This is a genomic window from Acinetobacter sp. IK40 (assembly GCF_035615075.1).
In the GTDB taxonomy this organism is placed as follows: domain Bacteria; phylum Pseudomonadota; class Gammaproteobacteria; order Pseudomonadales; family Moraxellaceae; genus Acinetobacter; species Acinetobacter courvalinii.
On the sequence record NZ_JANBOE010000003.1, the window covers coordinates 136,389 to 150,187 of the forward strand.

12 protein-coding genes are annotated in these 13,799 nt (G+C 45.0%); 2 read left to right on the top strand and 10 right to left on the bottom strand.

Going from position 1 to position 13,799, the window contains the following annotated elements:
* Positions 1 to 37: 37 nt before the first annotated feature.
* A complete protein-coding gene (locus MSG93_RS07000) occupies positions 38 to 991 on the bottom strand; it encodes a hypothetical protein (protein WP_420714303.1) in 954 nt (317 codons plus the stop codon).
* A gap of 172 nt (positions 992 to 1,163) precedes the next feature.
* Positions 1,164 to 2,783 (bottom strand): hypothetical protein, encoded by a 1,620-nt coding sequence (locus tag MSG93_RS07005; RefSeq protein WP_324621129.1) that lies wholly within the window; start codon positions 2,781 to 2,783, stop codon positions 1,164 to 1,166.
* A 230-nt stretch (positions 2,784 to 3,013) separates the two neighbouring features.
* On the opposite strand from MSG93_RS07005, the gene MSG93_RS07010 reads away from it, so the two are divergent.
* On the top strand, positions 3,014 to 3,352 hold the full coding sequence (locus MSG93_RS07010) for a hypothetical protein (RefSeq protein ID WP_005227693.1): 339 nt from the start codon (positions 3,014 to 3,016) through the stop codon (positions 3,350 to 3,352).
* 347 nt (positions 3,353 to 3,699) lie between these two features.
* Here the strand turns inward: MSG93_RS07010 and MSG93_RS07015 are convergent, their stop codons facing one another.
* The 7 genes from MSG93_RS07015 to MSG93_RS07045 form a co-directional block, all read right to left on the bottom strand.
* A complete protein-coding gene (locus MSG93_RS07015; RefSeq protein ID WP_324621130.1) occupies positions 3,700 to 4,644 on the bottom strand; it encodes a cation diffusion facilitator family transporter in 945 nt (314 codons plus the stop codon).
* Positions 4,645 to 4,910: 266 nt separating this feature from the next.
* Positions 4,911 to 8,060 carry a CusA/CzcA family heavy metal efflux RND transporter gene (locus MSG93_RS07020; protein ID WP_324621131.1) on the bottom strand — a complete coding sequence of 1,050 codons (3,150 nt, stop codon included), beginning with the start codon at positions 8,058 to 8,060 and terminating at the stop codon, positions 4,911 to 4,913.
* Positions 8,050 to 9,276: an efflux RND transporter periplasmic adaptor subunit gene (locus MSG93_RS07025; protein WP_324621132.1), complete on the bottom strand. Its 1,227-nt coding sequence runs from the start codon at positions 9,274 to 9,276 to the stop codon at positions 8,050 to 8,052. The genes MSG93_RS07020 and MSG93_RS07025 overlap by 11 nt, the downstream gene beginning before the upstream one ends.
* On the bottom strand, positions 9,276 to 10,697 hold the full coding sequence (locus MSG93_RS07030; RefSeq protein ID WP_324621133.1) for a TolC family protein: 1,422 nt from the start codon (positions 10,695 to 10,697) through the stop codon (positions 9,276 to 9,278). The genes MSG93_RS07025 and MSG93_RS07030 overlap by 1 nt, the downstream gene beginning before the upstream one ends.
* A 53-nt stretch (positions 10,698 to 10,750) precedes the next feature.
* A complete protein-coding gene (locus MSG93_RS07035) occupies positions 10,751 to 11,149 on the bottom strand; it encodes a cation efflux protein, CzcI-like (RefSeq protein ID WP_324621134.1) in 399 nt (132 codons plus the stop codon).
* A gap of 180 nt (positions 11,150 to 11,329) precedes the next feature.
* On the bottom strand, positions 11,330 to 11,503 hold the full coding sequence (locus MSG93_RS07040; protein ID WP_324621136.1) for a hypothetical protein: 174 nt from the start codon (positions 11,501 to 11,503) through the stop codon (positions 11,330 to 11,332).
* A gap of 238 nt (positions 11,504 to 11,741) precedes the next feature.
* Positions 11,742 to 12,140, bottom strand: a complete 399-nt coding sequence (locus MSG93_RS07045; RefSeq protein WP_324621137.1) for a cation efflux protein, CzcI-like — start codon at positions 12,138 to 12,140, stop codon at positions 11,742 to 11,744.
* A gap of 147 nt (positions 12,141 to 12,287) precedes the next feature.
* On the opposite strand from MSG93_RS07045, the gene MSG93_RS07050 reads away from it, so the two are divergent.
* Positions 12,288 to 12,980 carry a hypothetical protein gene (locus MSG93_RS07050; RefSeq protein ID WP_324621138.1) on the top strand — a complete coding sequence of 231 codons (693 nt, stop codon included), beginning with the start codon at positions 12,288 to 12,290 and terminating at the stop codon, positions 12,978 to 12,980.
* A gap of 143 nt (positions 12,981 to 13,123) precedes the next feature.
* Here the strand turns inward: MSG93_RS07050 and MSG93_RS07055 are convergent, their stop codons facing one another.
* Positions 13,124 to 13,717, bottom strand: a complete 594-nt coding sequence (locus MSG93_RS07055; protein ID WP_324621140.1) for a hypothetical protein — start codon at positions 13,715 to 13,717, stop codon at positions 13,124 to 13,126.
* Positions 13,718 to 13,799 lie beyond the last annotated feature (82 nt).

Here is a 13,799-nt window from a genome sequence, read left to right on the forward strand (position 1 = left end):
ATTCTAAAAAGCCACTGTCAATGCAGTGGCTTTTTTCTTATCTGCTTTTATTTTCGTAATCCGTGCCAATCCCGACCTGGACTTCCAGACGGCCCGATTGCACGCGTAAACCACGAATCTCAAACTGATCCACCAGTTGCTGTACCAGTTCACGACTTTCCTGCAAGATATTCAAACCCGGCAAAATACTAAAATCAGTCAGGTTTAACAGTTTATCGACCATCCACGAGCGGTTATTGATGAAGTCGATAAAACCCGCTTCTTCCAGATCGATATACCATAAGCGATGCCCTTCTTTCTGGATGCCCGGCACATCACGAATCAGGTGATTAATCAGAAAAGGAATTGGTAAGGAATTGATCAGTTCAAAACTGGCATTGCCCACGCGACGCGCTGCCCAGTTGGTCAGGGTTCCACCATGACGAATCTGTAAATCCAGATGTTCATCGACCTGACGTAAGCGTAAATATTTTTCCTGTCCGATCCGACATTCCAACACATTAAATTCCAGTGAAAGCCGGTATAAAAAGCGACGGTAATGCCCATCCAGTTCAATATGAAAACGGTCATTGCCGCATTCAATTTTAATATCATCAATTTCAGAGCGATCCATGCGCTTGCGAATCTGGTTATTCAGCAGCATTTCCGGCAAATACAGGGTCAGACTACTTTTGCCCAAAGAAGCCCTTGCCATCGCCAACGCCACTTGGCGTGCCGCTTCACTGGTTTCCGAGACCATGTCCCGAACCGTATTGCGCATGCCTTCCACACCACGCTTGGTATGATGCGTTACCTGATCCAGTGCATCCAGCGCCGCATCCGCCACACCGGCAATATTGCGTGAGGTATCACTGGCAAATTCCACTGCATCTTGTGCATGTTGCAAAGTCTTATTAATGAGCCGACGTGATAATGATGGTTTCACAGCAGAGAATTCTGTATCTGCCGGCATAATATCGAACATCGCCTTTTTATCATCTTGTCGATTCAAGATGCTCTCCCTCTTCCCTTTGCTACTGGCTCACTTCTTATGAGCAACGATCTGCGTGCTGAACTTATTCGCCGTTTTTCTGTAGATTATCACGCTCTACCAGACAATTTGCGTATTTTTGTTGCACAGTTTTAATTTATTTCTGCCCCCGCTTTAGCGCTTGTCCCATGAATTAATCAGGGTCGTTGCGAGCAGGCACGACCGCTGCGGCAGAGGGTAAGCGTTGAATCTGGCTAAAACGGATACGTTTATACTGTTCCAATGCCAGCTCAATCTGCTGTACTTTCTCTTGGGCCAATGGCTGTTCAAAATTCGGTAATTCTCGCAAGGCCACCCACGCCACCTGCATCAGTTCAAAAGTGTTGCCTTTTTCCAGTTTGGGCTGCATCCAGCTTGCAATATCCTGTACCCGCTGTTGCATTTCAAACTGTAATGCAAACAGTCCGCTACTCAATGCAGTTTCTTTCAATGGCAAACATAAATCATGGACTTGTTGAAACAACTGAATCTGTTGCTCAAGATCAGGCAACAACAAGTCGGCATAGAACCATCTGGCAAAAGCAGTCATCTCAGTGACCACCTGATCACGCTGGGTATATAAGGCATCTCGCTGTGGATGCTGTTTATCCAACTGTAGCTCGCCCAAATAAGCCATTAACCCCTGTTGCAGAATGAGCTGAATATTTTCAGAACGTGTTGCATCTTTGCGTTGTGATGGGCGCTGCTGAAGCCTCTCCATCAATTGATCATATTGAGCGGGCTGCACCAATAATTCCAGAATTGCTGGACCGTGTTGCATCACTTGCCATAAGGATTGAAGTAAAGATGGATCATCGCTCAATACACCCGCATGCTGTGTTGCAAGACAGCGCTGTAAAGCATGTTGCATTGCTTCGGACTGCGCCAGACTTTCCAATACACTTTGCTCGGTCAAAAGCTGTGGTGCACTGGCGATCACCTCCTGACTAAAAGGCAGATGATGCTCCCGCCCACCCCATAAGCTATTCAGTGTTTTACCCAAAGCATTTAAACTCCGCCCAGCATCAGCCATTACCCTGGTTGCTGTCGCACGCGTATCTAGAATGGATTCTGGTAACAGCAAGCTCACCGCCTGCCGCAGGATGTTCCGATAGGCTTTTTGATCAATCGGTTTCTGATAGCGTGCCAACAGATCAATCGCATATTCGATATCACTGACCTGAGGTTGATATTCGGGCTGATGGCGCTTGAGCAAACATTCAATATAGGCATAAAAAGCCACTTCATTAAATTGAGATGATTGTGCTGCTGCCCATTCAAAATACACAATCGCCTGGGTATATTGGCCTGCACCGGCATATGCTTTGGCCAGCGCATTCGCATGCAGTGCACAGGGAGAATACTGCTGAAAATAATGAAGTAGCTCAATTTTCGGCGGCTGATCCAGACATTGCTCCAGCTGGCGTAAATAGCCATTGATTTGCTGTTGGGTCGGTTGCGGGACGACAAAGTTAAGCTGATACATCAGGCATTGCTCATACCAGCCATATTTTCGTGCATGCGTGCTATAGGCAGCAATAAACTCATCTTCTATCAGCTGAATCAATTGGGTAGCATAGAGAATATCTTCATCATTCTCATGATGAAATTGCCATTGCTTGGGCAAAGTTAATTTAAAAAGCCGCAATAAAAAATTGGCACTCAGGTCAGGGTTTTCCGAAGTTACCAGCATCAATTGATCTTGTGTGGACAGATGCTGTTTTCCCTTGTGAATGCGAGATAAACGTAACTTTAAAATTTTGGTGGGTAACATGCGTATCCTTTCGCATTATTCAGCCAACTCATCCTGCAAATTAGCATGACTGCCTCTGCTTTTGCGAATAGCTTTAGACGAGCTGTAGTCTCACATTTTCAAAGCTCATCACTGCGGCTAGTGGAGGGCTATAAACTCATAAATAAGTAAAGTTATGTATTTGAATCGCTCAGCATTTTTGCTTTTGCATAATTTTCGCTAAAATAGCCAAAACACTATAGGAAATCCTTATGCAATACCGCTGCCCTAAATGTCAAAGCGTGAAAATTATGCCTGTCAGCCAGGGTACCAACAGCCCTCGCCCTAACGTGCCAAAAAGTCTGGTGCTTTTAGTGCCTGCAATTTTTATTTTATTGTTTTTGGTGCTGATCAGTATTGGCATGTGGATTTTCGGTAATGGTGCCGGACAAAGCCTGCAAATCGCGACAGTTGTGGTTTTTGCAGTCTGTGTGATTGCAGGAGTTTTATTCTGGCGTGATCTGCCTGATTTCAAAATTTCAATGCAGGCGTTTATGCAAGCGCAAAAACATTGGAAATGCCGTGACTGCAATCATGAATGGCAGAATTAATCATTAGCCAGAATCCGTCGTTTTTTTATTTTTAATAAATTAAAAAATAAATAGTTACAACGGAGTCATGTTGAGTTCTCATCCTATTTTAGGATTAACCGTCGGTTCGACCTGAGAAGCGTTTAAAGCTTCGCAAGTATTTCGGGATGAAGAGCGCGCCTCCACAAGGGCAACCACCTTGCGCAGCTGGGCTCCTCATGCAAAACCTGTTCACTTCTTGCATTTAAATATAAATATTGCAAAAACCGTCCATTGCAAATTCTATTCAGGTTGTAGATGACTGTTCCAAGTTTCATATTTTATGCTAGGTTTAGGTCAATTATCCCTAAATGAAGATTCACATCAGCTTAATGCTGATGTGAAGGATCTTGTTCAGCTTTCTCATCATGTTGATGGGTATGCTGACAATTCATTTCTTCATCATCTTCAATTTGCAAGGTCACTTCAGCAATACCATGCTCATGCGATAACATCTCAGTCGCAGCACGGTGCAATTGATTACGATCAGCTCTCGGTGCAAACAGATGCACAGTCAAATGAATATTCTTCGAGGTAATCGCCCAGACCTTTAACTGATGGATACTCTCAACCCCATCCAATCCCAGTAGATCATTACGTAGCTTTTCAATGTCGACCTCTTCTGGAACGCCCTCCAACAAGATATTGATACTCTGCTTGAGCAGAATCCATGTTCTCGGCAATACCCAGAAACCAATCGCAACTGCAAGAATGGTGTCGACCCAATACCAATTGGTGAAATAGATCACCACTGCACCCACAATGACAGCCACTGAACCCAATGCATCACTCAGTACTTCTAAATATGCGCCTTTCATATTCAGGCTTTCAGCCGCACTGGACATTAACAATTTCATGGAAATTAAATTAATAATCAGGCCCAAGCTCGCCACAATCAGCATACCGACACTTTGAATTTCAGGCGGTTGCGTAAAGCGCTGGTAAGCTTCGTACAGAATGTACATTGCCACAAAAAACAGCATTGAGGCATTAAATAAGGCTGCCAGAATCTCAAAACGCTGATAACCAAAAGTACGTTTGTTATCTGCGGGACGTTTGGCAATTTTAATTGCCACTAAAGCAATCGCTAATGCAGCCGCATCGGTAAACATATGTGCTGCATCGGACAGTAACGCCAAACTTTGGGTGATTAAACCCGCAACCACTTCAACCACTAAGAAAGTTGAAGTCAGTATCAGCGCAATGGTGAGTTTTTTGATATTACCTTCAGTGACCGCTGCATGACTATGGTCATGCCCTTGATGTCCACTCATGTTGGACTCCTTATAATTTTAAAATTCAACTTTCTTTCTACACTATCTCAAATCATCGATGAATATGATGAGTGAAGTGCAACGAATTGTCCTAAAATCTTTCGCTATCCGATCTCTAACCTACATTTACGATCGTGGTGGCGGCATGGATGCCGCCTGTTGGTCTGCGGCATCATGGAAGTGCCGTCAGACCAACAAAGGATTTTTGTTACTTTTGATCCTTCAAAAGTAACAAAAATCCAATCCCCTCACTAGTAAATGCCTGATTATTGTTCAGAGGACTTTTCATTCATCCAGCGATAAACTACCGGCAAAATCAGCAAGGTCAGCAAGGTCGAAGAAATAATCCCGCCAATCACCACCGTCGCCAGTGGACGCTGAACTTCTGCACCAGTACCTGTAGCAATCGCCATCGGGATAAAGCCCAGCGATGCGACACAGGCCGTCATCAGTACCGGACGTAAACGCAATACCGCGCCATGCCAAGTGGCATAATGAATATCAAATTGTTCTCTCAACTCTTTGATAAAGCTCAGCATCACCAGACCATTCAATACCGCAACACCCGACAGGGCAATAAAGCCCACACCTGCCGACATGGACAAGGGAATATCGCGTAACCACAGCGCCACCAAACCACCGGACAGGGCAAATGGCACACCACTAAACACCAGCAAGCTCTCTTTAAAGTTATTAAACACTGCCATCAGCAGAATAAAGATCATCAGCAATGCCAGTGGCACCACAATCTGCATTCTGGCTTTTGCCGAGGCAAGATTTTCAAATTGCCCGCCATAACCGAGCCAATAACCGCTTGGTAATTTTTGCTGGGCCAGTTTCTGCTGCATCTCAGCCACGAATGAGCCCAGATCACGGTCACGTACGTTAGTGGTGACCACCACACGGCGCTTGCCATTTTCACGGCTGACCTGTGCCAGACCTAAGATATTCTCTACTTTTGCTACATCTTGCAGCTTGATCAGACCACCATTCGGCAATTGAATCGGCAGCATGGCCAATTGCTGTGGTGTACGCATGACATCATCCAAACGCACCACAAAATCAAATCGACGGTCACCCTGTAAAATCTGCCCAACACTTTGACCACCAATACTGGCCGCCACCAGATCCTGAATGGATTTGACCGATAAGCCATATTGCGCAGCCAATGCATGGTCGATGTCGACATTGAGTAATGGTAAGCCATCAGTCTGTTCGACTTTGACTTCGCTGGCCCCCGGAATGGTTCTCAGGGTTTGAGCAACTTTCTCAGCCTCCTGGTTCAGCACCTGCATATCATCACCAAAGATCTTGACCCCAATATCACTCCGCACACCTGAGATCAGCTCATTGAAACGGAGTTCAATCGGTTGAGAAAATTCACTATTGTTGCCGGGGATCTTCTCTACATACGCCAACATTTTAGTTCGAAGCTCGTCGATAGTTTCCGATTTATCCGGCCATTGATCACGAGGCTTTAACAGTACCACTGCATCGGAAATATTCGGTGGCATGACATCGGTTGCCACTTCAGCAGTCCCGGTACGGGCAAAGATCGCCTTGATTTCAGGAAATTCTGCCATAAGCTGTTTTTCAACACTTTCCTGAATCTTGAGTGATTCCTCAATCCCGGTACTTGGCGCACGCATTAACTGCAACGCAAAATCGCCTTCACTGAGCTGAGGTGCAAATTCACTCCCTACACGTGTACCAATCGCAGCCGTTAATATTAAAATCGTCACAGCACCTGCCAGTACGACATATCGGAAGGCATACGCTCGATCAAGGATTGCCTCATAATTGCGTTTCAGCGCCGACATCCAGCGACTTTCCTTCTCCTTCACCTCACCTGTGACAAATAATGCCACCGCCGCCGGAACAAAAGTCACCGATAAAATGATGGCTCCAATCAATGCAAGCACCACGGTCATTGCCATAGGATGGAACATTTTCGCTTCCACGCCCGCCAGTGCAAAGATCGGCAAGTACACCACCATGATGATGATTTGCCCAAAAATCAGCGGACGTCTCGCCTGTTTTGCTGCCAAGAATACTTCGGTGAAGCGTTCTGAACGGGTCAACAATCGGCCTTTATGGTGTTGAGCCTCTGCCAACCGTCGGATACAGTTCTCCACAATCACCACCGCACCATCCACGATAATCCCGAAATCCAGTGCGCCCAGACTCATCAAGTTGGCACTGATTTTCTGCTCTGCCATTCCTGTCAGGGTAAACAACATCGATAGCGGAATAATACAGGCAGTAATCAATGCAGCTCGGAAGTTGCCGAGGAACACAAACAGGATCACAATCACCAGAATTGCGCCTTCAATCAGGTTTTTGGCCACCGTCTTAATGGCTTTATCCACCAGATCACTCCGGTTATACACCGTTTCAACCACCACGCCTTCTGGCAATGAGCGCTTGATTTCCTGCATCTTGCTATCTAAGGCCTGAGCGATAGATTTACTGTTCTCGCCCATCATCATCATGGCGATACCCAATACGGTTTCTTCACCATTATAGGTCGCACCACCGGTTCTGAGGTCATGACCAATCGACACTGTTGCCACATCGGCCACCCGGATCGGTAAACCGTTTTTGGTACTGACCGTAATATTTTCGATATCCTGTACGGTCTTGAGCATTCCCGGAATACGAACCGTCAGTTGCTGCCCATTTTCTTCAATAAAACCTGCACCACGGTTTTCGTTGTTTTCAGATAATACCGTTTGCAAGTCAGTTAACGGAATTTGCAGTTGTTGTAAACGTTTCAGATCTGGAGCAACTACATAGGTCTTGTTATACCCTCCAATACTGTTGATTTCGGCGACACCGGGCACACGTTGCAATTGAGGGCGAACAATCCAGTCCTGAATTTCACGCAGGTCCATGGCTTGATACGGCGTGCCATCTGCCTTTTTAGCATTCGGTTCCGCCTTGATCACCCATTGATAGATCTCGCCCAAACCTGTGGAAATCGGTGACATTTGCGGATCAATATCATCAGGCAAAGCACTCTTGGCTTCCTGTAAACGCTGGTTGATCAGCTGACGTGCCCAATAGATATCGGTACCATCTTTAAAAATAACCGTAACCTGTGACAGGCCATAACGGGAAATTGAACGGGTTTGCTCCAGATTCGGAATACCCGACATCGCATTTTCAATTGGATAGGTAATCCGTTGCTCAACTTCAGGGGCCGTGAATCCCCCTGCCTGACTGTTAATTTGCACCTGAACATTGGTAATGTCGGGGACGGCATCAATCGAAAGCTTCTGATAGCTATAAATCCCGACCCCAATCCAGGCCACCACAAATAGCATCACCCAAATCGCATTACGAATGGAAAATTGAATAATACGGTCAAACAGGCCTTCCGCAGGGGGAAGCCCTACATTCTCCTTAGTGTCCATGTTCAGCCTCTCCCTTCTCCATCTCCGATTTCAGAAGGAAACTGCCCTGACTGACATACTGCTGTTTTTCAGTCAGACCAGACCGGATTTCCACCCACTGTCCATCACTGGAGTAATTGCCCAGCTGGACTGGTGCAGGGGTGAAATGCAATTGATCTTTTTCTTGCTTGGCTACAAAAACCGTGGCTTTGCCTTCAATCTGCTGAATCGCCGCTTTGGCAACGCGTAGCACAGGTTTCTTGTCTGTGCCTTCTAACAGCACATTGACCATCAAGTTAGGTCGTAGTTCTTTAGCCGGTGTCAGGACTTTGGCACGTACTTGCAAACGACCGGTTTGAGTATCGGCCGCTGTGGTTAAGGTCTGAATTTGCGCCTTAAAGGTGTTGCTGGTTTGCAGCGACTTAAACTCGATCTGCTGATTCGGCTGGACATTGATGTTATTGACACTTGGTAAGATAAATTCAATCCAGAGCTGATCCAGCTGATCAATCACGAACAATTGTTTATCCGGGGTAATCTGCTCGCCCACCACGATATCTTTCAGACTCACGATTCCGCTTAACGGTGCGGTCAATACATAACGACCTTGACTTCCTGTAGATGCACCTAAAGCAGATAAACGGCTGCGTGCGGCTTGCACCTGAATCTGGGCCTGACGATATGCATTATAAGCACGCTGATAATCCTGACGTGCAGACACGCCCTGTTCCCAGAGTTGCTTTTCGCGCTGATAATCTTGCTGCGCCAGGGTCAAGGCTTCCTGTGCAATACTTAAATTGGCTTGTTGATCGACCAGATCCGGAATAAACAGGGTAGCAAGTACCTGCCCCTTCTTCACCTGCTCTCCCAATGCTGCATTGACACTTTCCACCCGTCCGGCAAAAGTTGCAGACACATGCGCTTGTTGATCGGTATTCGGTACCAGCTTGGCAGGATAGGCATATTGCTGCGATACTTCTCCCACACCTACCTGAGCCAGTTTCACGCCGTATTCCGCCATCTGTTTTGGCGTCAGGTTTAAACTGCCTTCCTCAGTTTCACTGCCATGTCCAGCTTCATCTTCAGCATGTCCTTCTTCACCATGGCTATCAGCCGTAGCAGTATCACGACTAGTTTTGTTTTTCCCTGTAAAAAAGAGCAATGCACTCAATATCAGACCAGCCACCACAACAAGGATGACCCAAAACCACTGTTTCTTAGATTGATTCGTCGACATTATTCTGCTCCTACAACAGTGGGAAGGTTATTGGTCTCTTTCCACAGGGTCTGATTGATCTGGTTTAAGGCATCACTTGAACTCACCATACTCGGCTCAATTCCCAGAGCTAAGCTCTCTGCCTCAATCTGTTTTTGCCATGCACTTTTAAGCAACTGGACCTTGTTTAAGCGTTGCTCTTGCAATTGCATGGTGGCTTGCTGCACATCGGTAATGGCATATTTACCGACCTTAAAACCAAGCAGCATTTTCTCTTGCACGGTTTCAGACAATGGAATCTGGCGCTGATTGACTAAATCGAACTGTTGTTTCAATCCTGCCAACTCTGCGCTTAAAGTCTGGATTGCATTTAGGTTTTGCTGCTTATAGAACTGTTGCTGCTTAACCAGCAAATCTTGTTTGGCATTGGCAATACGTAATGAATACTGCTGACGATTAAAAATATTTAACGGAATCTCGATACCTACCCGCAACTTGTTGTCAGTCGAGTTGGTGTCTGCTGTTTTACTTTGCACCATGCCTAAATTAACGGTCGGATTCGGGCGGTTCGACACTTTTAAATAGTCGATACTGGCCTTTTGCCGTGCAATATCGAGCTGGATCGCGCGCTCGAATAAATTGTTCTGCATATAGCTTTGCAAGTCCTGTTGCTGAGGCCAGACATTGCTTGCCTGCGCAGAGAAACGGTTGTCCGTACTGCCCCATAAATTGGCCAGTTGGCGTTTTGCCGTCGCCAGCGCCAATTCGGTTTGCTGGAATAAACGCTGATTTTCAATATGTGCCATCAGGGTGCGGTCTAGATCGACCTGCGCAATACTGCCTGCCTTGAGTCGTAAACGTGTCGCATCCAAGGTCGCCTGACTGGTTTTTAATTGTGCCTGAACCACGTCATGCTCTAGCTCAAGAACCACCACTTGCGACCACAGATATTTCACCGCGAGTTCAAGCTGGGCATCGTATAAGGCTTGATTAAGACCGACCTGAGTCGCCTGTACATCAGCCAGTTTGACCGCAGCACGGCGTTCACCAAACACATCGAGTTTTTGTGAAAGACCAAATTCCAGTTCTTTATCTTTACCTGAGCGGAACTCGGTTTGCTGAATCGAAACACTTGGATTTGTCCATAAACCGGCCTGTTTCACATTGGCCTCGGCAATGCTTTGCTGGGTTTGCCAAACACCGATACCGGCCTGATGCTGTTTCACATCTTGCAGGATTTGTTCAAAATTTAGCTGCCGTTGCAGCGCTTGGGTCGAAGCATGATTTGCATCTAGCAAGGACGCTGCTGCTACAGCTTGACTAAAAAGCACAGCCGTTAGCGCAATTGCCAAGGCCGACCATTTCAATGACGATGGATGCGTATGATGATTTGATGCATTGTTCTGAAATGCATGGATACGCTGATTTAAATTTAAAGACATATAAAGCCCCGCAAATAATAAGGTTGCGGTGGGCTATTTTTCGGCTACCCCACCTATAGCGGGGTCAATACAGGGGGCGGATTTAATCTAGAGAGATGGGGGGATTGGTAGGAGTTGGACCAGTAATATTTATGTTCTGCCTGATGCATCCCTAAAACCGGTTGATCCAGTTGTTGCTGGGCTTCGGTCACCACTACATGAAAACAGGAAGGCAAATGATCATGATGATCCTGCAGACTTAAGGGCATGGGTAAATCAGAAGCGTCCTGGTCAACCGCAATGGCAGGCTGGGCAGAAACTTGGGACTTTTCTGGAACATGATGTCCAAAATGATTGAGTGAACTATACTCGCCAGACTTTTCATGCGCACAAAAAGCCGCCGCCACATTCCAGAAACTCTGAAACATGAACAAACTCAGCAAGACGGTAATGAAAATCGCGGAACGATGCAAAGTTTACTCTTTAGACAAAAATTGCTCGGATGAACTATAGCAAGTAAAGCAGATGTAATAAAATTACATGTCTGGATTTAGCTACAAAATCCCAGCTTAAGATCAAAGCAGACTACGATAAAGGTTTAAAACAGGAAACGGCCCTGCTCATTCAGCCGTCTCCCTTCGGGTTAAAATAGCTTATTTACACTTTTGCTGATGCTTGTGCTCAAGCGTCTGTTCAAGCTTGGCCTTGGCCTGCTGCTGAGAATTAAGATTCTTTTCCAGAAAAATCAAACCACCATCGGCATTGGCCCAACTTGCTGAAACGAATAAAACCAAAAAACATAGCACTGTATTTAATTTAAAAGACATAACATTCACCTGATTTAAATCTGTTGATTCATGTTCCATTTCCGTCAATGAGAAATGGAGGGAGGGTGAATTCATCTTCAATAAACGCCTGATTCCAAACCACTATTCTAAGAACTCTGAAGATCTCAAGAAGCTACGATTTATCGAGGCAAGTTCAAATTTGCCAAGCGTTTGATTAAGGATAAATAACCCATTGAAATAGATATATTTCCAGTGAGTTATTTTTAGGCTACCTCACTTATAGCGAGGTCAATATCGGAGGCGGGTTTAATCCGGATAAATGCGGGGACTGGTAAGCGTTAGACCAGTCATAGTGGTGTTCGATTTCATGGATCCGTACAACAGGGGCATGCCACTGCTGCTGTGTTTGCATCACCATCACGTAGGAACAGGACGGTAAATGATCATGATGATCTTGCAAGTTTAAAGAGGCGGCGACATCCTTATCCGCTTCAACAGCAGAAGCTGAATGCGTTGCGGAAACATGACGCTTTTCAGGGGCATGGTGCCCAAAATGCTTGAGCTCACTGTATTGGCCCGAATTTTCATGCGCGCAGAAAGCCGCTGCCACATTCCAGAAACCTTGGAACATGAACAAGCTTAACAGCAGGGTCATAAAAATCAGCGGACGTTGCAACAGCACACCCTTACAGTAAATTGCATAAAGCCACTATAGCAAGCGATGCCGATGTAATAAAATTACAAAACAATTTTGGGTCAATTTATGACTGATTTAAAAAAGTTTTTTCTTTAGAAAAATGAATTTCAGATTTGAGTTCCTGCCATGCATAAACTATGTTCCGCCCTCATCGCAATCGCCTGTCTAAATTTGAGTGGCTGTGCCACGACATTGCTGTCGCAGGCACTTCCGAACGAAACCACAAGAACCGAAACAGTGACTTTAGCAAAAGATCAAATCATTGCCTTAGGGCAAGCTGTTCAGAATCAGCAGGCGCAAGGTATTATATTTGTAGGTAAGGATTTCAGTTATTTAATGACCGACGGGAGTGCAGAGCTATCCAAACTGCTACATGCAATTCCAGCAGATCAACGCAGTCTGACCAGCCCTTCGCCATTGGTACTGACCATGGATGATCCAAGTCATTTTCAGGGTGTGTTACAGATTCGCTATAACACGCGAATGGTCGATTTGAATGACACACAAAAGGACCTATTAAAATCCCTGGGCTTTAGACAGAATTTCAATACCATTTATAACCAGCAAACCGCGCCTTATCCGTATATTAATATTTTCTTTAAAGGCCAGCTCTATCAGGTACCGGAAGCACGCAAGATCCAGAAAACCTTAGCGCAGCCTTATCCAATTATCCTGCAACAGGAAAAAAAAATTACCAAAAAGCATCCTGTTAAAAAAGCCACCCGCATGGTGCTTTATCCCTTTGCCATGACTTTCGATGTGATTACAGTGGTTCCATCATTGATGTGGGCCGATTTACGGGGTGAATTTAATAATTAAACGTCGAGCATTGGCTTTTTTTATATGCTTTGCTGATCCACTCAACTTTTAATGAACATAAAAAAACCAGCCCTCAGGCTGGTTTTTATCTAAAAATTGTCTAATAAATTCTTCCAACAGACTTATTTATTTAAGCCAGATTTTTATTGCTGTTTTTGTAGATCATAAGAAAAACGTATTACAACATCATCAACAACTTTATTGAATGCTTCATTGATCGACATTGGTTGTACGTTTTCAACAGGTGCTTTCTTATTTCCAACTGTTGTTAAAATCATGTGCGGATAACGTTGAGACGTTTCTTTACCTTGAGCATCAATATAATTAAATTTAAATTCATATTTATCAGCAATCGCATTACCAACAGCACCAAAAGTCAGTCCTGTTAAAACCCCCTTACCAGCGGCCTCACCTAAATCAGCCACATTATTCGCGGTTAACTGTAATTTTGCTTGCTTCTCGCCGTTCAACTGAGCCGTTGGAGAAAACATGCCGGTTGCTCTTAAACTACGCTCAACCGCTGATTGTAGTTCTTTACCCGCTTTAGGGATGACGACACCATTTCTCTGAAATTCGGTTGTTAAAACCACGGGAATAGGTTGAGCGGGTCTTTTAATATCTGAATAGGTCACAGACTTATAAGCAGGATCAACATAAGATTTTACTGAAAGACATCCAGTAAGTTGCGTAGCAACAGCTACCCCTAAAGCAATTGTATAAAGTTTAATTTTTTTCATAATTTTCCAGAAAGGTAAATTTACCTTTTAATAAAAGGAGACATAATATTAATCTTAATACATTAAAAACATAAGTATAAAT

Bases quoted from the DNA above. Each gene is read 5' to 3' on its own strand.
- MSG93_RS07005 (WP_324621129.1), bottom strand. From the start codon at position 2,783: ATGTTACCCACCAAAATTTTAAAGTTACGTTTATCTCGCATTCACAAG.
- MSG93_RS07010 (WP_005227693.1), top strand. From the start codon at position 3,014: ATGCAATACCGCTGCCCTAAATGTCAAAGCGTGAAAATTATGCCTGTC.
- MSG93_RS07015 (WP_324621130.1), bottom strand. From the start codon at position 4,644: ATGAGTGGACATCAAGGGCATGACCATAGTCATGCAGCGGTCACTGAA.
- MSG93_RS07020 (WP_324621131.1), bottom strand. From the start codon at position 8,060: ATGGACACTAAGGAGAATGTAGGGCTTCCCCCTGCGGAAGGCCTGTTT.
- MSG93_RS07025 (WP_324621132.1), bottom strand. From the start codon at position 9,276: ATGTCGACGAATCAATCTAAGAAACAGTGGTTTTGGGTCATCCTTGTT.
- MSG93_RS07030 (WP_324621133.1), bottom strand. From the start codon at position 10,697: ATGTCTTTAAATTTAAATCAGCGTATCCATGCATTTCAGAACAATGCA.
- MSG93_RS07040 (WP_324621136.1), bottom strand. From the start codon at position 11,503: ATGTCTTTTAAATTAAATACAGTGCTATGTTTTTTGGTTTTATTCGTT.
- MSG93_RS07050 (WP_324621138.1), top strand. From the start codon at position 12,288: ATGCATAAACTATGTTCCGCCCTCATCGCAATCGCCTGTCTAAATTTG.
- MSG93_RS07055 (WP_324621140.1), bottom strand. From the start codon at position 13,717: ATGAAAAAAATTAAACTTTATACAATTGCTTTAGGGGTAGCTGTTGCT.